Raw genomic sequence first — 19,314 nt, 5'->3', positions numbered from 1 at the left:
CTGGGGGTTTCAGGCAGGCCTGAAAAGCGTTGACGGCAAAACCAGATCATAATTAAGGTTCTTTTACCAAATAGCTGTAAGGGCCAACCGATTTGTGCGGCGAAGGAAATTCGGAGCCGGGTCCGTGTCGAGGAGCGGGTCGGGCGGCGGCAGCTGACATAAAAGAAGAAGGAGCCCAATGAAGGCTGGAGTAAGAAAAGCGCTCAAGGCGGCCGTGATCGGTGGGCTGATGGCCGGAGCGGTGATCGTGCCGGCGACGACCGCGCATGCGTTGCCTTCCCACTGCAGTGACAAATACGTGCTTCACGAGTACTGGGTGAACTGCACAAGCGGAACGGGTTACTACCGCGCAAAGGTGCGATGCTACAAAATCGGCTCTTCGCAGTACACGCCCCGGTCCGGAGTGTGGAGGAAGGTGGGCGAAGGGCTCTCGATCGCCAGCTGCCTGAGCAGCGAAGAGCCCGCGTCCGGCACGTGGGAGCTGAGCAATACCAAGCCCTGACCAGGGGATTCGGAGCAGAACGTCCGCGCCGGGTCCTCACGCGCCCCAAGTGGGCCTGACCAGACATACTGAGGGGCCTGGTCAGGCCTACTTGGGGTGCGCGGGCGGCTGTCTCACTTCGCTTTCCGGGCCGCGGTGCAGGAGGGCCTCCCCGAGGGGGGTCAGGGCGTGCAGGACGGCGACGCCCGTCCGGGTGGTCGAGATGAGCCCGGCGTTGCGCAGTACCGTGGTGTGCTGGCTGGCCGAGGCGAGGGAGACGCCGACCCGTTCGGCCACGGACGTGGTGGTGGCCGGGTCGCGCAGGGTGGCCAGCACGGCTGCGCGGGTACGGCCGAGCAGGGGTCCGAGCACGTCGGCCGGGCCGGTGGACCGCTCTGTGGTGCAGATCGGATAGACCAGCACGGTGGCCGCGTGGTCCCGGTACATCACCATCGGGCGGGGCGCGAAGTAGGACGGGATCAGCAGCAGCCCGCGTCCGCACAGTCGGATGTCGTGGTCGCCGGCGATCGGGATATGCAGGGTCGGTGGCCGCCAGTGGCAGTCGGCGTGGAGCGTGGCCAGCAGGGCGTCGACCCCGCCGCGCAGCAAGGTCTCGGCGCGTAGGGCGCGGTCGGCGGCGGCCTCGGCCTGGATCTGCGGCCACAGCGGCTCCACCGATGAGGTGAAGTAGCCGTGCAGGTCACTGGCGAGGGTCTGGCGCGCCCAGGGGGCGCCGTCGGCCAGCTCCTCCGCCCACCGCCCGGCCCGCTGGGCGGGTGACAACCAGCTCAGCTCGACCGCCAACTGCGAGCTGGGCGTCTGGCGGGCCAGCTCGACACCGGTGGCGAAGTCACCGGCGTCCGGCTGGAGCAGAAACCCGGGCATGACACTCTTCGGGGGAACCAGGGGCACGAGCACCCCGGCCCGTTCCGCCAGGCTTCCCTTCACCTGCCGGTGCAGCCAGCGGACTCCGGGCCGCGACCAGTTCCTGCCGGTCGGCGCGCCACGCAGCAGGCGCACGCTCAGCGCTGTCTCCCACAGGGCGTTCGGAGCCGGGGCGAACGTGATCCGGCGAAGGTCGGCGTCGGAGAAGTGCATACGCATCATGTCAATGAATCTTCATGCCGCCGACCCTGTTCAGCCAAGGCAGGCCGGACCGTCCCCTGTCGGGATCGTCCGTGGGGTGGCCGTGGGGAGGCGTGATCCGCACGGAGTACGCCGGGTCACCCTGGCACCTGGAACCAGACGGATCGTCCCGCCTCGTCGTCGTGGCGGGACGATCCCCACGCGGTGGCGAGCAGGTCGACCAGCCACAGCCCCCGCCCGCCGTCGCTGTCGGCGTCCGGGACGTGCACGGCCGGGGTGCTGGTGGCCGATCCGTCGTCGGTGACCTCCACGTGAACCGCTCCGGGGTCGTGGGTCAGATGGACGGTCACCCGGCCGCCTGCCGTACGGCCGGAGTCGGAGTGGGTGACCGCGTTGGTGATCACCTCGCTGAGCAGCAGCAGGACGTCGTCGAGCGCCGGGGGTGCGAGCCGTACGGCCAGCAACCCGTGCGCCCAGGCGCGGGCCGCCGGTACGGAGGACACTTCGCCGGGGAATTCTCTCCGCCACGTGCCCGGCCGCGCGTCCGTGCCGGGCGGCCCCGGCACCGGGCCATCGTCGTTATGGGGCCGGGTCCGTCCCTCCGATCTCATACGTGCACCTCGGCCATCACGATGTCGGCCGCGTTCTCGGCCTCCGCCAGCACCCATTCGCTCCGCCGCCACAGGCGCGCCCACCACGGCCGCCAGGTGAACACCCAGCCGCAGTAACGCCGGATGACCGTGATCCGGGCCAGGGTCCCGGCCGCCGAGTGGATCTCCAGGACCGGCTGCCCGGTCACTGGCAGGACCAGTGAGGTGCGCACCCCGAGGGTGCGCAGATCCCAGCCGAGCCGTACCAGGTGGATGAACCGCTCCTGCTGCTCCGCGGCCGTGGGGCTCGGGGGCCTCCGGTGACCATGAACGGAACGGGAAAGGCCGTTTTCCTGATCGCGCATTGCTCGTATCGCTCCTGTCCGAAGGGTTATTGGACCGCTTTCTTTTCCTTCCTGTCAGAAAGGGAAAGCGTGTGCTTAGATTGCCCTTGCGGCAGGTGAAACAATGGCCGGACCGATGGACTGAGGGATGGCAGGTAATGTCAGGCATCGGTCTGTCCAAACCGGCCTCTGGTATTGCCGCCGGGGTAGAAAGTCCGTTTTTCTCTTTTGGGGAGGAATGTGATGAGCGTCGAGCCTTTTTCCGGTCCGGATTCCCCTCGGGTGCGGTTCGGTTCCGAGATGCGCCGCCTGCGGGAGGAGGCCCAGCTCTCCCAGTCGGCGGTGGCCGCCCGGCTGGGGTGCACGCAGACACAGGTGAGCCGCCTGGAGGCCGCCACCCGGACCCCGTCGAAGTCCGACGCCGAACGGCTGGACCGGCTCTTCGGCGCCGGCGGGCGGGCGGTGTTCACGTCCAGGGAGATGGTGTGCGGGTGATCAAGCCTTGGCGCTGGCACGGGTGAGATCCATGTGACAAGAGAAGGTCGACTCCGAGAATGAGGCAAATAGTGCTAAAGTGACTATTGAGGCGATTGCTTCCTAATAGTCACTGGATTACGAGTGACCTTCTCAAACACCATCTCCCCGGACGTGGCCGAACGATCGGACCGCGTTTTGGTGGGCTCCGGCATGCGCGAGACCTGCGGTCTCCTCGATGCCCGTGTCCGCCGGTCGCGATCCTGCCATCCTCCGCTGGCTGTTTCCGGTTCCTGTGAGGAGAGTCCCACGCTTCAAACTGCCGGGAGAGGCCGATTTGGCCTATGCGTCAGCACGTTAGGACTGAGTGTCATATCTCCTGATCACCGCTATGAGATGAGGGTCTGGCGGTGTTTCCAGGCGAGTTCGAGGACGGCCGCGCCGGCCGCCTGCATCGGCTCGTGGTGGACGTACCGGCTCACCGAGTCGTCGTCGAACGGGATGCCCTTCGCGCCGACGACATGTCCCTCTTCGTTCGACGCAGTGACATCGCCGAAGACCGCGTCGAAGGTACTCGCCTCGATTACGGTAACCGCGAGAATGTCCGTCGCGAAGGTGAGGGGATCCACTCCCATCCCGAGCACCAGGGACCGTAGACGGCCGCTTTCCCGAGCGTCTGCCAACTCCCGGTAGAACGGCCAGGTCTCGTAGTCGAAGGCGCCGCCGTACACTTCTGACCGCCCGAGGAACTCCTCGGCGTACTCGCGAACCACGCACTTCCACAGGTCGAAGTCGACCATCTCGGCATGGGGTGTCTCCTCGGAGGGTTGGAACACCCCCACAGGCATGACCTGGTACAGCCCGCCGCCATGCGCAACCCGGGCGGGGTCACGCCAGTGGAGCACGAACGTCATCGCGCCGGTGTGGCTGTCGTGCCGCAACGTGAGCATGGAGATCGCAGGGAGCGCAACCCGGGAAAGCAGGTCGGTGGGGTCGGCGACGAGCCGACGGAAGGGCAGTCCTGTCTCTTCGAGGAACTTGGACGCCGCGAACTCATGGGCGGCGGTCTCACCGACATTGACCCCGTCGAAGTAGTGGCCGCGAGTGAAGCTCATCTCCGGCCAGGCAGCGTCGAGTAGCCGGTAGCACGTACGATTCTCGAACAGCCGGGGCTTGTCGAGGGCCTCCATCGCCTGGGCGTATGTCGGGATGCCCGGCGGGAGCACTGACCTGGCCTCCACCTCGCGACCGGTCACCACCGGATCGGGCGGCTGACTGACCCATCGCAGGGTGACCCGGTTGAGCTCTACGGGGTGGGCAAGCGTCCACGCCTCCCTGGTGAGCAAGTGCGTCGATCCGACTTTGAGCAGGTCCGGATAGAACCTGTCGGCGCCTTGCGCGAGCTGATGACGGTGCTCGTTGAGATAGCGGCGTACCTCACGCCACGAATGAGATCCGTACGGCTGCGCGCTCGCGCTCATCGGCGCCCCCGAAGGCAGGAGTGAAGATTCCTACCCTGCACCCTACGACGCCAGCAGGAGAGCTCGGTATCTCCATGCCAGGGCGAGGCAACCGGCGCCAGGTGAGGCCATCGGCTCTGAGGTCAGCAGGTGGTTCACGTTCTGGCTGGTGAACGCGATGCCGTGCTCGCCGGGCTGTCCGAAGACGGTGATGCCTTCTGCGTTCGACGTGACCAGGTCGGACAGCAGATCGTCGAACACGTCGTCGTCGATGACGAGCGCGGTCATGATGGTGGTGGCCAGCGTCAGCGCGTCCAGGGCGACACCGAGGCAGTGGATCGACACCTGCCTTGCGTCACGGGCTCTGTTCAGGGCGCGGTAGAGCGGCCATGCGTCGTAGTCGATCGGCACACTTCGGCTGCCGTCGTGTTCAGGAGTCCCGAGCAGCTCCTCGCTGAGCTCGCGGACGATGTTGCGCCACAGGTCGAAGTCGTTCAGCAGATCCCAGGGGGCCATGCTGGACGGCTGGAACTCGCCGGCCGGGATCACGTCGTACAGTCCCGAAGCTGTAGCCACCTTGGCGGGATCACGCCAATGAAGCAGGAACGTGGCCGTGCCGTGCGTACGCCGACGGCGGAGCATGAGCGTCGTGATGGCCGGGATGATCGCCCGGCAGTGGAAGCCGAACGGGTCGCCGATGAGCGTCCGGAAGGGAAGGTCTTCCCACGACAGGCTTGTCCGACCCTGCATCATTGCGGCGGCCGTCTCGTGACCGACGGCCTCAGAGATGTCGAGCTTGTCAAAGTAGTTGGCCAGGCCGAACATCATCTCTCCGCGGCCGTTCGACCAGTCCAGGTCGAGTAGGCGGTAGCTCGGCCGGTTTTCGAACAGGGCGGGTGGATCCAGGTAGCGGACGGCCGAGGTATACCGGTCATAAGCGGATCCGGGAGCGCGGAGCGGCCGGGCTGTGAAGGCCTCCGGCTCGGAGCCGTCCAGCGCTACCCGCTGGGGGCCGTTGACCCACTTGAGGGTGATGTCCGCCAGCGGTACGGGCTCATCGGGAACCCAGCCATCCCCGACAATGAGTGACACATTGCCTACCCGAAGGGTCTCGGGGTACATGGCGACCGCCGCGGCGGCCAGAGCGGCGCGGTTCCGATTGAGGTAGCGGCGGACCGCCAACCATCGGCGTTGGCTGGCTGCCACCGGATCGGGAGACCTTCCCGCAGGGGCGGGGTGGCCGTTGGCGGAATACAGCTCGCTGAGCGGAACACCCAAGAGCTCGGCAACGCGTGCGAGGAAATCCACGTCCCTGACGACTCGGACACCGCGTTCAATCTTGGATACGTACGTCTGGTCAATCAAGAGACGTGCGGCAAGATCTGCCTGGGTGAGCTTATTCGCGACCCGGTACGACTTCAGCATCTCCCCAAGTGGCGGCGGCATGCGCCCTGCCTCCGCGGATGACTGATGCGCGAGCCAGTCGGGGTGCGAGTCAGCCATGCTCGCATCATCACCCAAGAGCAGCAGAAAGCGCAGCATAAGCCATCTTTCTTGCTCATATTTATTTGGACCCGCGGCCTAAAAAACATTATTACTCAGCCCTATATCGCCCAGCTCAGAGGAAGAAGGAGAACCCAACCTGATGCGTATCCCATACCGCCTCAAGATCGACGCATAGGCGTCCTGGTGATCGCCGGGCAACCCTCAGGGCCCCGGCGGAAGGTCCGTTCGCTGGGGATGAGGTAGCGGCCGGTGAGCGGATCACGGTAGGCGCCCAGCCGCTTCAGCACCCAGGAACGCCGGGGCCCTGGGGGGCCTCCGGTGACCGTGAACGGAACGGGAAAGGCCGTTTTCCTGATCGCGCATTGCTCGTATCACTCCTGTCCGAAGGATGCTTGGACCGCTTTCTTTTCCTTCCTATCGGAAAGGGAAAGCGTGTGCTTAGATTGCCCTTGTGGCAGGTGAAACAATGGCCGGACCGGTGGGCTGAGGGATGGCAGGTAATGTCAGGCATCGGTCTGTCGAAACCAGCCTCTGGTATTGCCGCCGGGGTAGAAAGTCCGTTTTTCTCTTTTGGGGAGGAATGTGATGAGCGTCGAGCCTTTTTTCGGTCCCGATTCCCCTCGGGTGCGGTTCGGTTCCGAGATGCGCCGCCTGCGGGAGGAGGCCCAGCTCTCCCAGTCGGCGGTGGCCGCCCGGCTGGGGTGCACGCAGACACAGGTGAGCCGCCTGGAGGCTGCCACCCGGACCCCGTCGAAGTCCGACGCCGAACGGCTGGACCGGCTCTTCGGCGCCGGCGGCGGCACGCTCTTCGCCGGGCTGCACCGGCGCATCCTCGCCCGTCCGGGCAGCCCGGACTGGTTCACGAGCTGGGCCGAGGAGATCGAACCCACCGCCCTGGTCCTGCGGTCCTGGGACCCGCTGCTCGTCCCCGGTCTCCTACAGACCGAGTCCTACGCACGTCACCTCTTCAGCCATGGACCCCGGGCCACTGCCGATGAGGTGGAGGAGCGTGTCCAGGCACGTATGCAGCGCCGACAGATCCTCGACCGGGACGATCCGCCCCTGGTCTTGGTCCTCATTGACGAGGGTGTGCTACGCCGTAGGGTTAACGGCCCCGAGGTGATGCGAGAGCAGCTCGGCTACCTGCTGGAGACCGCTCGGCGGTCCGCTGCCTCCATCCAGATTGTCGATCCGGAATGCATGGCTGGTCTGGCAGGACCTTTCATGATTGCTGAGCTACCGAATGGGCAACCGGACATCGTCCACGCGGACTCTCCTGTAGAAGGACATGTTACGGCTGACCCCATTCATGTGACCTCGGTGTGGAACCGCTATGAAGCGATCCGCCGATGGGCTTACCCTGAACATGTGTCCCTAAAAATGATCGAGGAAGTGAGACGGGAATGGACTTGAGCGCCGCTGTGTGGCGGAAGTCATCGCGCTCTTCGGACAACGGCGGGCAGTGCGTCGAGGTCGCTTCGAACCTGCCGGGTGTGGTCGCGGTCCGTGACAGTAAGGATCCCGATGGCGCCAAGCTGCTCTTCACCTCCGCCGAGTGGCGGTCCTTCGTCGGCGGGGTCAAGGCGGGCGGCTTCGACCGCCTGACCTGATTGTCGCGATTAACCCGGTTTCGGTCTGTCATTAATCGGGTTACCGTTCCGTCCGTTTTATCGTAAGCCCCCGATCGGTCAGCCGATCGGGGGCTTTCTGCGTCCCGTAACGATGCCGACCAGGCCCCGGATAGAAATCAGATAATTCTCTGTTCGCAGCCGTGGAACTTGGTTTCAGGTGCGAGAACTGGGATCCGGGATCTGGCCCCCTCTTTCCAGGAGATCCGGCCGTCGTCGTTGACGCCGAGCAGATCCCAGTACCGCTGGCCGAACGTCACCAGTTCCGGCTGCGCACCGGCACGCGGGGTGATCGTAATGTCGTGGGGCATCGGCCGCAGCTCGGACGTCGGCGGATCTATCGGGGGAGTATCCGTAGACATGCCGCATAGTCTGACCCACACCACGAACCGGCTGTGGCCGAATCACTTCGTCTCGTGATCAGTTGGCGTAGACCGGGACCTCTGCCTCTCCAGAGTCCCGGCACCATGAGTTGTTCGGCCGACGCCGCGAGTTCCAGACCGTGGCCGAGTCGCTTGTGCTGGGGTCCCGGTAGTCCTGAAGAAACTTTGGACTGATCGCATATCTTGCTCCGTCCGATGCAGGTCAGACAACGCAGAACGGCGGCCGCTCACCTGAGCGACCGCCGTCTTCAGGGCCGTACTACCTACGGCTTACCGAGATCACAGGCCTGTCCCGAGGGGAAGGTGGATCTCTGCACCAAGCGCAGCCAGGACGAGGATCACGATGGTGATGACGACGGTCCGCACATGCCGACCCCACTCACCGGGAATCCGAACGGACAGGGTGAAGCTGCTCATGAACGCCTCCAAGGCGGATCGACGGAATTACAACCGCCGGACCCGTCCGACGAAAAACGTCAGAGCCCCTCGCTAACCTGAGCGTGCGAGAACAGGTGATAGCTGGAGCCACAGGCCCGGCCAGACACCAAGCGGCCCGGTCCCTTTGCCGAGGGGCCGGGCTCCTCGATGCCCGCGGCAAGACTACGGCTGACGTCCGACAAAAGCCGGAACTTAGTGCGCGTCCGGGCGCAGGATGCTCTCCTTGAGGTTCATCTGACGGTCGAGCTCCTTGACCGTGGCGGGCTCAGCGGTCAGGTCGATGACGGCGTAGATGTCCTCGGGCTTCTTGGCGATGTCGTAGGACAGCCGGCGACGGCCTCACACGTCGACCTTCTCCACGGTGCCGCCGTCATTACGGACCACCGTGAGGAACTGGTCGAGGGAAGCGAGTCCAGCCGAGATGGCCCTCCATTACAGGACCAAAGCAAAGAGTGTCCTTGTAGACGAAGTAGGAGATCAGCTCGCTGAACGCAGGGTTTGTAAGCAGCGTCACCTCTGGGGCCGACTACTGCCGGTCGTCGCCTTCCAGGGCTCGGTACAGCGTGGACCGGCCGACTCCGAGGTGTTTGGCGATCGCGGTGATGGATTCGCCGCGATCACGGCGGGCGCGGGCGATGGCCAGGGTGTCGTCGTCCAGCGCCGGAGGCCGGCCGCCCTTGCGGCCCTGGGCGGCGGCCGCGGCCAGGCCGTCCAGGGTGCGCTCGCGGATCATCTCGCGTAAGGAATAACCCTGGAGTTCCTGCGGGTCTCTGCAGCCCGTTCGGCCCCAGGACCAGGGCGTTTTCCACGTAGAGCGTGTCGGCCTGGCGGTTGATGGAATTTCGGGATCGGTGAGGCTTCTTCCTCTTCGCTGAGATTGTTGTAACGGTGGTGAAGCCGACGGGTCGCGTGCCGGCTCGACGGAGGACGGCTCGGCCGGGTGCCGAGCGTCGCCCTGGCTCCAAAACGCCTGCTCACACGCGAGTTCGGCTCCGTACACCGGCTCAGGTGCTCGACCGTCTGCCGGACCGGGCCAGCGACCGTCGTTGCGTCCTGGGCGCTGTCCGGCGCCGCGGCCGACTCGCTGGCCGTATGCGGGCCTCGAGTTCCCGCGAACCCAAGGGTGCATAACCTCCCAGACCACCCCAACAGCCCAACGTCGACCCTTGGGTTCGCGGGAACTCTGGGCTTTCTTCGCCCTCCGCTCCCGAAGCTACGGCGAAGTGACAAGTAGCTGAGCGTGACGCTCAGGCCGTGGCCGCCTGCTCGTCGTGCTCGCGCAGCATGCGCAGGACGGTCGCGGGTGAGGGATGCTGGCCCTTCTTCTTGCCCTTGCTGATGACGAGCCGGGCGGCGATGTCGCGCAGGCTCAGCTCCTGCTCGCGCAGGTGCAGGGCGACGGCGAGCATGGCATCGTCGGTGACGGCGGCGCCGCCGATGGTCTTGCCGCGTGTGCGGGCGGACTCATGGCCTTCCAGCGTGCGGTCGCGGATGTACTCGCGTTCCATCCCCGACAGGGCGGCCAGCACGGTGAACACGATCCCGGACGGGTCGTGCGACCCCTGGAGCTCACCGGTGAGGAACTCCAGGCCGATATCGGCGGCCTTGAGCTGTTCGGCCAGCGCCGCGAGTTCGATGCCGCGGCCGAGCCGCTTGTGCTCGTGGACCACGAGGGTGACCGCCACGCCGGAGGCCCGCAGCTCGCGGGCGAGGGCGACGGCCCGCTCGAGTTCGGGACGGCTCATGGCGCGGGTGGAGATCTTCTCGGAGAAGATCCGGGTGACGCCAGCGGCCTTGAGGGAGTCGAGCTGGGTGTCCAGGGACTGGCGGACGGTGGAGGCGCGGGCGTACCCGATCCGTACGTGCCCAGCCGGTTCGGCGTCGGCCGCCGCTGGGCGGGGCAATTCGACCCAGATCGAGCCCGGCTTGCGGAGGGCAGGGGTCGGGACGTTGAGAGTCTTGGCCAGGTGGGGCACGAGCCGGAACCGGGCGGTGTGGTATTGGACGGCCACCTTGCCCTTGCCGGTCCGGCACGGCGAGCCCGCTGGTGCGGCGCAGGAGGACATGGGGCAGTCGTGCGCTTCCACGCGTGCGTAGTCGTCGTCACTCACCCCGACATCGTTTCATGTGTGTGTTTCACAGGTCGAGCCATTTGCAACGACTCATGAAACAAACTTCGCCTTGGACGCCCCACGCCGGGCGGCCTGTTTCATAGGCGGACACCTATGAAACACCGCCCCGGTCGTTCCCACACCTCGCAATCTGATGGTCACCTGGCGGTCAGATGCTCAGGCCCCGCCCCAGCCGCGAAAGGGGGTGGGTGCCTGTTGCTTCCCAGCGGGCTGCGGCAGAGCGCGCGCCACTGGCCGAGATGGAGGGCGAAACCGGTGCCGATCACGTCTCCGCCTGGTTCACGACTGGGGCGGGACGTTGCATATCCGGTAACGGTCCGGCCACATGATGACCTCTAACGGGTGGAGATTTGACCCCATCTTTGCCTGTAGCAAGCGTTGTCTGATCGGTGCGACTCAGCCCGACAGCCGCGATTCCACCGACGGGGGCGAGCGATTCGGTGAGCGGCACGCCTTCGTCGATCTTCACAGCGAACTCTAAGCCATCACTCAGCGGACTTTAAGGTTCCTTTACCCTCAAATAGAACACTCCGGACATTCAGTCCACTCAGGTATAGGTTCTACATTGAGGACATCATCGGCCGAGGGACGTTCCCTCACCCCATCGAACCGCCGCAGGCGCCGTCTCGGCGCCCTGGCCATGGCGACACTGCTGGTACCAGGCCTGACGACCTCGACCATGTGGCTCACGACCACGCCGGCAACCGCGGAACCCGCCACCTCCGCTGCTGCCGACGATCTTTCGCGGGCGGCTCAGCAGGCAGCCCATACCGGCAAGCCTGTCTCTCTTCCCGGCGAGACCACCGAGACCTCCACCTCGGAGGTGACCCCCGAGGGCAAGCTGGTCACGACGATCGCGGCCGGGCCCGTCCGGGTCAAGGGTGCCGACGGCACCTGGCGCGACATCGACACCGCCCTGGTCAAGGACGGTGACGTGCTCCGCCCGAAGGTCGCCAAGGCCGACGTGCGGTTCTCCACCGGCGGAGCACACTCCTTCGCCCAGCTCACCCAGGACGCCGGCGAGACCCTGTCCCTGGGCTGGAACAGCGCCCTGCCCGAGCCGGTAATCGAGGGCAACAAGGCCATCTACCGCGGAGTCGTCGGATCTACCGGCGACCTGGTCGCCACCGCACTGCCCACCGGCCTGCGCTTCGACGTCGTACTACGCGAACGGCCGGCCGGACCGGTCGAGGTCAAGATTCCCTTCACCGGCAAGGGCCTGACCGTCGGCGAGCAGGGCGGGCGGCTGCAGATCATCAACCCCGCCGGCAAGGTTGTCGCAGGCTCCTCCACCCCGGCAATGTGGGACGCGGGATCCCTACTACACCGCGGCGCCGACGGCACCCCCAACCGGCCGCGCCAGCACGGCGCGGGTCGCGCCGGAGCCATCACGTCGTCAATCGAGGACACCGCAGGTGGCAAGACGCTGATGCTCAAGCCGTCCACCTCGTTCCTCAACGACCCTGCCACGGCCTACCCCGTGACGGTGGACCCGTCGGTGATCTTGCCGCTGAACGGCGACACCGACGTCAACAGCGTCTTCGACTGGAACAACGTCAGCGGCGAGTACCTCAAGGCCGGCACCGAGACCAACGGTGAGAAAGCCCGCGTCTACCTGAAGTTCGACACCCGTGGCCTGCAGGCCACGGCCTCGGCAGAACTCAAACTCACCAACATCGACGCCCCCAAATGCGGTGCGACCGTCGGCGCGGGCATCCAGGTCCGCCGCGTCACCAGCTGGCTGGATATGACCACGCAGACCTGGGCACCGCAGCCGACCAACACCACCGAAGACGCGGTGCTCAGCACCGAGGGCTCCCAGCTGGGAGTCTGCGGCAGCGGCAAGATGACCTGGAACATCACCGGCATCGTGGCCAAGTGGGCAGCCGGCACCCCGAACCACGGCCTGGTCCTGCAGTCGCCCACCGAGACTAAGACGGCCAACTACCGGGTGTTCCCCTCCGCGGAGAACATCGAGGAGTTCGCCGATCCTCCCACCCTCACTGTCACTTCCGACATCCCCTTCACCCCCGGCGAAGGCGACGACCCTGCAGACCCCGGCCCCGCCGACTTCAAGCCCGGGCAGGTAGAGCCCGAGACCGGTGTCTGGGTCACCAGCGCAATCGATCTCGACACCGATGGGCTCCTCACCACACGTAGCCACAGCGCCGGCCAGCGCATCGATCTCACTCTGCCGAATGAAAGCGTGCTCGGACCCAACTGGCGTCTGGAGCCGCTGGATGGCCTCCTCGGCAAGCGGCTCAAGGACTTTAGCGCTAACGGATACATCCGGATCAACCACACCACTGGCACTGAGTCGGATCGCTACGCGGCAGATCCAGCCAACCCAGGCAGCTTCGTAGCGCCCGAGACCAGCACTGTGACCAAGAATGCCGACGGCACCTTCACCCAGACTGGTGTGGACAACAGCTCGACCTACACGTGGACCAAGATCGGCACGGACTACCTGATCACGAAACTGGGTTCAGCCGACACCGGCATGAGCGTCATCTCCTACGACACCCTGTACAGAATCAGCCGCCTGACCCAGCCCACCACCCCGCAGGACGACTGCACCGTCGCCAATGCCGCGGGGTGCGCCACCGCGACCTACGAGTACGCGACAACCACCACGGCCACTTCGACCACGTTCGCAGACATCGCCGGGCAGCTTAAGGCGATCTCCTATGATGCCGCCGGTGACACGGCACCAGTGACCGCCGTCACCTACGCCTACGACAATCTCAAGCGTTTGCGCAAGGTAGAAGACAGCCGTCAGCTCGATGATGACCCGGTCAAAACCTGGACCTACGCCTACGACAGCTCGGGCAACATCACCAAGCTCACCACGCCCACGGACGGCACCTGGGAGCTGACCTACTCCGCACCGGGCAAGTTGACGACGGCCACCGAAGTGACCACCTACGCGGTGAGCGCTACCAGCTGCCCTCGGCCCTATGCCTCCGACTACATGCTGTACGGCCGGTGTAGTACGCAGGTTGACGTCCAGCCAGGTTCGAAAATTGTATGGCGAAGTCCTTTCTGGAAGGGCAACCCCACCGGTGGTTCGGTATACGGAATCTCCAATGATGGATGCTCGGCTCCCCTTATCGGTGACAGACCGCCAACGGTGCCGGGGCTCAGCTTCAAGCCTGCCTGCGACTCTCATGACTACGGGTATGGCCTTATCCGCAACAAGATGAACGGCATGAGCAACGGCCTATCCACGTCCCAGCGCACCCATGTAGACGCGGTCTTCAAGACAATCATGAAGACCCGAATCTGCGCTGCCCAAAATGTATCGGTCTATAGGGAGCGTTGCAATGATTGGGCAAACATCTACTACAACGCCGTAAGGGCAAAGGGAAACGGTGCGCTGTAGGTAAAACCGTCTGATAAGCCAAATGATGACTCCGGGCGGCGAGGGAGTATCTCGCCCGCCTGGAGTCATCGCGACCGTCAACGACATCTCGGCAGGAGTGCCCACGCCGGAGTGGTACATGAAATGAGGGAGCGATGACCAGCTACGCGGGCCTGCGCTCAGGGGTCGGAAAGGCTATGACTGTGACCGCCTATGTAGCGGCTGTCGCTTTCCTTACCTGGACAACGATCAATAACCACCTCGGTGATCAGCTTTATGGACGACTTTTGATGATCATCTTGAGCTTCCCCATATCAATCATCGACTGGTTCACCGGGGACAATCTGTTCGCGGCCCTTCGGAGGGAGCGCTACGACGTCGACACAACAGGCTGGGACTACATGGCTCTCTCCTGGCCGGGGGGCATGACGGCAATCGTCGTGGCAATCTTGATGACGTTGTCTCGCACTCAGCGTGTTGGCCGGATGATGGGATGGCTCCTCACTGCTGAAGCGGTCATCGCGGGTGTGGTGATTGTGATCGATCAATGGGGGCCTCGGCGATCGTGGGGGTGGCCTCTCATCGCATGTGGCATCGCCATGGCGGCGGGACTTCTGCTCTCCCGACGTAAAAGACCGTGAAGCATCGGTTGGTCCGTTGTTATACGTTTATAAACAAGCCGTTTCAAATGGGGGCGGTGTTTCAGCTGGTAACCGACGTTCTACCTGAGCAAAGTTAATATGTCTTTCCCAGCCTCGTCCCAGACGATTTGGGATCGCCGTAGTAATCGCCGCGAAGCCGACCTGCCTAAACTCGCCGCAAGCCTGAACAATATGTCGATCCGGCTGGCGGATTTGGGCGGCGAGAGGAAGCGCGACGCCGTCATCGAAGCCGTCGCCATTCGTCGGCGCCTGGCCGGGACTCGCCTGGCCTGCATACCAGCAAGAACTGGAGCGGTCGTTGGCCATCTTGGAGTGGCTCAGGCGCAAAGTGTGTGGTGCGGTCACGGATCGTGGCAGAGGGGTGTGTCCGGGACTGATCGCGATCAAGTAACGGTACACGCATGAGAACGGCCGCTCGGTGATGATCGGGGTCGACCAAGAACTTGATCGTCAACAAGCGGCCGCGGAGTTCATTGTGCAGCATGACAAAGGGTCATTGATGTTTAAACGCCCTAAGGGTTTGTCGGCCGGCAAGTCGGTGGCTAACGTGATAGCTGGAATTTATTTTGCTATTGTGATAGGTGTAAGTATCTACGTCTTAATTGCACTTGCGGGCGGCAAGGAAAGTATGGTTATATCGCTTCAAATGTTGATCAGCTTCCCGCTAAGTATTGTGGGATACTTCATTATAATAGGCCCTTTATCTGCCTTGAACGACATGGACAGTTGGGGTGTAGTCCCGTTTCTTGGATGGTCCTTGCTTTTGCTGATTGGGCTTATTCAAGTATGGGCGCTGCGATCTTTTGTGTCACGAGTTGAGCGATTCTTTAGATCCAATAATGGTCAATAAGAGCGTCTAGCCTCGCCCTTTCGTGCGCCCAGCAGAACAGGGAGGTGAAGCTGCGTGAGTAGCTGATCTTTCTGTTCGTAAGCTCGTCGTCGCCTGCCGGTGTGAGTCCGGCCCGGGTAGCTGCCAGGAGGCCCGGTGGCAGGCTGGCGGCTTCGTCTGGAAACGGGCGGGGTCGAAGCCCAGCGTCAAAAGCCCTGTAAGGGGGAGCGACAGTGCGGTCCGTAGCATGACGCGAAGCCTGCGGCGTCGTTAGAGGTCCCGCCCGCGAGGGCGGGAGCAGGGAGTGCCAAGCCCCCGAAATTCCGCGATGGTCCGCCAGCACCGGTTGGCCCGCCATCTGCCGGTAATCGGAGTCAGGAAGAGAACCGTCAGGCCGACTCTTCGGTAACTTCGACGCGGGCAGCCTGCTCGGGATCGACGTTGCCGGACACGGCGCGACTCCGATCGGGCTGACCTTGTAACGGATCGATTAGTCTCATTTGCGCCGGTGGGAATCTTTCCAGGCGTGCTCGATGTCGGCGATCAGGTCGGTGACGGCAGCCTGACGAGTAGCGGGGCGTTTGCCCTTGCCCAGGTGCCAGGCGGGCCCACCGCCACGTCGGTGAGCCTCTCAGCCGGAACGGGTGCCCCGGGCCGACAGGTGCGGCCGGACGGTGCTCAGCCGCTCGCTGGCGACGATGACCCAGTAGGAGCCGTCGATGGAATCACTGGGCACGAGTTGGGCGGCGGCGAGCTCGTCGTCGGTGTACCAGCGGCGGCGGACGGGGTCGGCGTCAGGTTGTCCAGGGCACGTCATCGGCGGGCTTGCTCGCTGGTCTGAGGCGCGCGGTACAACGCGGCCTGGCGGGCCCGGCCGCTGCCTGCTGCTCGGAGGCCGAGGTGGGCGCCTCGTTCGGGTCCGTGCCCGCCTCCGCGACGGGGGCCGGATCAAACATCGAGGGGGGGCCTGCGGTTCTGGCCCACATTTTGTGATGGATGCGGGGCTACCGCGATTGGTCGCGCCTGTAACTTGCCGTGCTATGGGGTGTTGAGTGCCTCGTTGATCTTCAGGTGCTCGTCCAGAGCTGCAATGAGCGGGACGGTCAGCTGGGGAGTGGTGTGGGAGGTCCACTGCTGGGCGAGTTTGAGGAATCCGCTGAGCTGCTGTTGCGCTGAGGTGAGCAGGCCGGGGATCTCGTTGACATTGATCTCGATGGTCAAGGATGGAGAATCATCCCGATCGTCTGGCGAGAGCCGGATGAACTGGCCATCGTGTTCAAGACGTGGCGCTGGGCTGTGTCCGAGCCAGAGCTCCTGACCGCGCATCACGTCCAGCCAGTCGCGCCAGTTCTCCAGGCCGAAGCAGCAACCGGGCGCGACCTGGGCGTTCGTGGTGGTGTCACGGAAGCGCAGTCCGCCTGGGGCTATCAAGGCTTCGGCTTCGGCGAGGTGCTGTTCCAATTGAGCGCCGGTCAGGTCAGTGACTGGTTCGACCGAGAGTCGGTTGTAGCTGAGGATGACGGCCATCGCAGTCCCAACTGCAGCCGGGGGCATCTGGCCAGAGAGCGCGAGGAACCGATCGCTGGACGGCTCGGCGATCGGCCAGGCAGTGAAACCGACCGCCTCGTCGGTCTCCAGAACGACTTCGACGATGACCATGTCCACCAGTATCGGGCTGCCGATCCGTTTCTTGGTCAACGGTCGGCTGCGGTGAGCAGCACTCGCTTGCGGAGCAGGGGCAGGCCAGCACGGCCGAACATCTGACGCTTGATCATCTTGATGTGGTTGACGCGGCCCTCGACGGGCCCGGAGTTCCAGCGCATGGTCAGGCCGTTGGTGACGGCGTCCAGGTCGGTCTGGAGGCCGTTGGCGAAGGAGGCGAGGCCGGGCAGGTCGTCGGTGCGGACGGCGGCGATCCAGGTCTGGAGATTGAGGCCGCGCAGTTCGGTGAGCATCTCGCCGAAGAGTCGGATGTGGCCGACGGCGGCTCGCAGCTCGGGGCAGTGTTCCAGGATCGGTTTGAGCCCCACTTTGTCATCCTCGGTCAGGTTATCGGGGTGCCGGGTCAGCCAGCTGGTGACCTGCCGGACGGTGGGCGCAGGTGCGGCGATCAGGACAGGTTCGACACGGGCATGATGCCCGTCGAGGTAGTCACGCACGGTGGAGTAACTGCCATGGAAGCCGAGCGCGGTGATCTCGCGGTGCAGCTGTTTGGCGTTGGTGCAGCCGGCGTCCCATCGCTGGTGGAGGTGGGGTTTGAACGGGTCGAGCTTGCTGAGACGAACGCTTTTCCATTTTCCGTCGACCAACTCCTGCCAGGTCACGGCCCGGGCATACCGCTGGACAGTGTGACGGCCCCACCCGAGCTGGCGAGCGATGCCACGCATGCCGTGGCCTTGTTCGATCAGGTCGTGGACCAGAGCGTGATGGCGGCGGGCCCGTTCAGCGAACTTCCCGGTGAGCTCTGCCTCCGGCGGATCCCAAGGCGGAGAGATCGAAGTCTGCTCCGGGGGCTCAGGTTCGGGGGTGCGCAGGCAGTCTCGGTGCCGGGCCACGCAACGTTCGACGGCTTTGCCGAGGTTCTGCCAAAGGTGGAATCTGTCGGCGACCTGCGCCGCGTCCGGCGCTCCGGTGCGGGCACCATCGGCATAAGAGCCGGATCGGTCCCGGCAAATGATCTCGACCCCGGGATGTTCAGCCAGCCAGTCGGCGAGGGGCTGGGCGTCCCGGCCCGCCAGCAGATCCAGCGGTGCCCCAGTCTCGCAGTCGATCAACACGGTTCCGTAGATGTGGCCGCGCCGCAACGCGAAATCGTCGACTCCGAGCACCCGCGGGGTCGTCGCGGCAGGGTCGGGCAACGCCATGACCAGTCGCAGCAGCGTCGACCGACTCACGACCGCCCGCAACCCGCAAGCGAGCCGGGCACCGGCCCGTCCCGCGAGCGCAACCGCGATCTTCTCCAGCATCGACCGCAGCAGCGGTGTCCGCCGCCCGTACCGGACTGTGAGACCCGCAACCTGCTCCGCGAACGTCCGACGGGGGCAGGCCGCGTCGCCACAGATCAAACGCCGCACCGACAGCACGATCTCCATCCTGCGATCGCCCAGGGCCTTGTCAGCCAGACAACGCTGGTAACGGCTATGCACCTTCTCCGATAGGAACCCGCAGTCCGGACACGGCATCGCCCCTGTCCTGGTTCGGGCCAGGATCCGGACAAGGGCGGCGGACTCAATGACCCGCTCGAGCTCCACTCCGGCGAGGTGAGGGAGCAGGACACCCAGACAATGATCTCTGCACCCGGAGCAGCTTCATACACTCGAACCGGGTTACGGATCAGTATTCATCACGAAATGTGGGCCAGATCCCAGAACTCGCGGCGAACAACCCGCGTCGGGGATTGACCAGTGGGACCAAACCTGGCCCCTTGGGTTCTAAAGGTGGTCGCAACACCTGACCTTGAGGGGTGTTGCCATGACCGAGGCGCGTCGGACACGTAAGAAGCGCGGAGACGGCCGAGAACCAGGGCGAGTTGTTGGCGCAATCGCTGGTTGTCCTGGATCACTGAGCGTCGCATCCCCGACTCGGCCTCCTTCCACCCGAGTCGGGGATCTCCGCTCCTGTCAGCCGCCGAAGGCGTCGACGTGGTCGGTGACCCACGTGGCGAAGGTGGATGCCGGCCGGTCGAGGATCCTCTCCACTTCTGTGGTGACGAGCGCCGAATGACCGACGGTCCTCGCACACATGGACAGCAGGATGTCGACGATCGGCTCGGGGAGACCGTGCGCGGTCATGCCCTGCTTGGCGGCCTCCGGGGAGATTGAGGTGCTCCAGAGATTCCGGACAGGCCACTCGCTAGGGTGGTAACAGTTCGAAGGAGATGGAAACGTGCCGAAAGGTTCCAGGCGTAGGTTCAGCCAGGAGTTCAAGGACGAGGCTGTGC

20 protein-coding genes and 1 pseudogene are annotated in these 19,314 nt (G+C 64.7%); 7 read left to right on the top strand and 14 right to left on the bottom strand.

Annotated features, from left to right (window positions below; translation table 11 throughout):
• Positions 1-178: 178 nt before the first annotated feature.
• Positions 179-502 (top strand): hypothetical protein, encoded by a 324-nt coding sequence (locus ACIN94_RS26695; RefSeq protein WP_400711425.1) that lies wholly within the window; start codon positions 179-181, stop codon positions 500-502.
• Between the two features lie 87 nt (positions 503-589).
• Here ACIN94_RS26695 and ACIN94_RS26690 read toward each other — a convergent pair whose 3' ends face one another.
• The 3 genes from ACIN94_RS26690 to ACIN94_RS26680 all read right to left on the bottom strand — a co-directional run bounded on the left by ACIN94_RS26690 (position 590) and on the right by ACIN94_RS26680 (position 2,522).
• Complete coding sequence (locus ACIN94_RS26690) at positions 590-1,588, bottom strand: ArsR/SmtB family transcription factor (RefSeq protein ID WP_400711423.1); 999 nt, start codon at positions 1,586-1,588, stop codon at positions 590-592.
• A gap of 116 nt (positions 1,589-1,704) precedes the next feature.
• Entirely contained in the window at positions 1,705-2,070 is a 366-nt protein-coding gene (locus tag ACIN94_RS26685) for an ATP-binding protein (protein WP_400711421.1), read from the bottom strand.
• 104 nt (positions 2,071-2,174) lie between these two features.
• A complete protein-coding gene (locus ACIN94_RS26680) occupies positions 2,175-2,522 on the bottom strand; it encodes a hypothetical protein (RefSeq protein ID WP_400711419.1) in 348 nt (115 codons plus the stop codon).
• A gap of 222 nt (positions 2,523-2,744) precedes the next feature.
• Here ACIN94_RS26680 and ACIN94_RS26675 point away from each other — a divergent pair, with 222 nt between their 5' ends.
• Positions 2,745-2,996: a helix-turn-helix domain-containing protein gene (locus tag ACIN94_RS26675; RefSeq protein ID WP_400711417.1), complete on the top strand. Its 252-nt coding sequence runs from the start codon at positions 2,745-2,747 to the stop codon at positions 2,994-2,996.
• Between the two features lie 368 nt (positions 2,997-3,364).
• Here ACIN94_RS26675 and ACIN94_RS26670 read toward each other — a convergent pair whose 3' ends face one another.
• Entirely contained in the window at positions 3,365-4,456 is a 1,092-nt protein-coding gene (locus ACIN94_RS26670; protein WP_400711415.1) for a hypothetical protein, read from the bottom strand.
• 42 nt (positions 4,457-4,498) lie between these two features.
• Complete coding sequence (locus ACIN94_RS26665) at positions 4,499-5,977, bottom strand: helix-turn-helix domain-containing protein (RefSeq protein WP_400711413.1); 1,479 nt, start codon at positions 5,975-5,977, stop codon at positions 4,499-4,501.
• A 549-nt stretch (positions 5,978-6,526) separates the two neighbouring features.
• On the opposite strand from ACIN94_RS26665, the gene ACIN94_RS26660 reads away from it, so the two are divergent.
• On the top strand, positions 6,527-7,354 hold the full coding sequence (locus ACIN94_RS26660; protein WP_400711411.1) for a helix-turn-helix domain-containing protein: 828 nt from the start codon (positions 6,527-6,529) through the stop codon (positions 7,352-7,354).
• The gene (locus ACIN94_RS26655) at positions 7,345-7,551 is read left to right on the top strand and encodes a DUF397 domain-containing protein (RefSeq protein WP_400711409.1); all 207 of its coding nucleotides are present in this window, start codon (positions 7,345-7,347) and stop codon (positions 7,549-7,551) included. The genes ACIN94_RS26660 and ACIN94_RS26655 overlap by 10 nt, the downstream gene beginning before the upstream one ends.
• 137 nt (positions 7,552-7,688) lie before the next feature.
• Here the strand turns inward: ACIN94_RS26655 and ACIN94_RS26650 are convergent, their stop codons facing one another.
• The 5 genes and pseudogenes from ACIN94_RS26650 to ACIN94_RS26630 form a co-directional block, all read right to left on the bottom strand.
• Positions 7,689-7,880: a hypothetical protein gene (locus ACIN94_RS26650; protein ID WP_400711406.1), complete on the bottom strand. Its 192-nt coding sequence runs from the start codon at positions 7,878-7,880 to the stop codon at positions 7,689-7,691.
• Positions 7,881-8,231: 351 nt separating this feature from the next.
• Positions 8,232-8,369: a hypothetical protein gene (locus ACIN94_RS26645; RefSeq protein WP_400711403.1), complete on the bottom strand. Its 138-nt coding sequence runs from the start codon at positions 8,367-8,369 to the stop codon at positions 8,232-8,234.
• A 213-nt stretch (positions 8,370-8,582) separates the two neighbouring features.
• A pseudogene (locus ACIN94_RS26640) lies at positions 8,583-8,795 on the bottom strand (30S ribosomal protein S6); the annotation flags it as partial.
• Between the two features lie 121 nt (positions 8,796-8,916).
• Positions 8,917-9,123 (bottom strand): helix-turn-helix domain-containing protein, encoded by a 207-nt coding sequence (locus tag ACIN94_RS26635; protein ID WP_400711400.1) that lies wholly within the window; start codon positions 9,121-9,123, stop codon positions 8,917-8,919.
• A gap of 514 nt (positions 9,124-9,637) precedes the next feature.
• Positions 9,638-10,501, bottom strand: coding sequence for a recombinase family protein (locus ACIN94_RS26630; RefSeq protein WP_400711397.1), 864 nt, complete (start codon positions 10,499-10,501; stop codon positions 9,638-9,640).
• A gap of 586 nt (positions 10,502-11,087) precedes the next feature.
• Between ACIN94_RS26630 and ACIN94_RS26625 the strand changes: the two genes are divergently transcribed.
• The 3 genes from ACIN94_RS26625 (at position 11,088) to ACIN94_RS26615 (ending at position 15,395) form a co-directional block, all read left to right on the top strand.
• Positions 11,088-13,904: a phospholipase A2 gene (locus tag ACIN94_RS26625; RefSeq protein ID WP_400711394.1), complete on the top strand. Its 2,817-nt coding sequence runs from the start codon at positions 11,088-11,090 to the stop codon at positions 13,902-13,904.
• A 134-nt stretch (positions 13,905-14,038) separates the two neighbouring features.
• The gene (locus ACIN94_RS26620) at positions 14,039-14,524 is read left to right on the top strand and encodes a hypothetical protein (protein WP_400711391.1); all 486 of its coding nucleotides are present in this window, start codon (positions 14,039-14,041) and stop codon (positions 14,522-14,524) included.
• A 442-nt stretch (positions 14,525-14,966) separates the two neighbouring features.
• Positions 14,967-15,395, top strand: coding sequence for a hypothetical protein (locus ACIN94_RS26615; protein ID WP_400711388.1), 429 nt, complete (start codon positions 14,967-14,969; stop codon positions 15,393-15,395).
• A gap of 610 nt (positions 15,396-16,005) precedes the next feature.
• On the opposite strand, the gene ACIN94_RS26610 is transcribed toward ACIN94_RS26615, so the two are convergent.
• The 4 genes from ACIN94_RS26610 to ACIN94_RS26595 all read right to left on the bottom strand — a co-directional run bounded on the left by ACIN94_RS26610 (position 16,006) and on the right by ACIN94_RS26595 (position 19,165).
• Positions 16,006-16,191, bottom strand: a complete 186-nt coding sequence (locus ACIN94_RS26610) for a hypothetical protein (RefSeq protein ID WP_400711385.1) — start codon at positions 16,189-16,191, stop codon at positions 16,006-16,008.
• Positions 16,192-16,412: 221 nt separating this feature from the next.
• Positions 16,413-17,033, bottom strand: a complete 621-nt coding sequence (locus ACIN94_RS26605; RefSeq protein WP_400711383.1) for a hypothetical protein — start codon at positions 17,031-17,033, stop codon at positions 16,413-16,415.
• 35 nt (positions 17,034-17,068) lie between these two features.
• Positions 17,069-18,625 (bottom strand): ISL3 family transposase, encoded by a 1,557-nt coding sequence (locus ACIN94_RS26600; protein ID WP_400711380.1) that lies wholly within the window; start codon positions 18,623-18,625, stop codon positions 17,069-17,071.
• Between the two features lie 369 nt (positions 18,626-18,994).
• On the bottom strand, positions 18,995-19,165 hold the full coding sequence (locus tag ACIN94_RS26595) for a hypothetical protein (RefSeq protein WP_400711377.1): 171 nt from the start codon (positions 19,163-19,165) through the stop codon (positions 18,995-18,997).
• Positions 19,166-19,314: the final 149 nt, after the last annotated feature.

This window comes from Streptosporangium sp. NPDC087985 (assembly GCF_044741965.1).
In the GTDB taxonomy this organism is placed as follows: domain Bacteria; phylum Actinomycetota; class Actinomycetes; order Streptosporangiales; family Streptosporangiaceae; genus Streptosporangium.
Note: the sequence above shows the minus strand (reverse complement) of the source record. Positions and strands in the feature narration are given on the sequence as shown.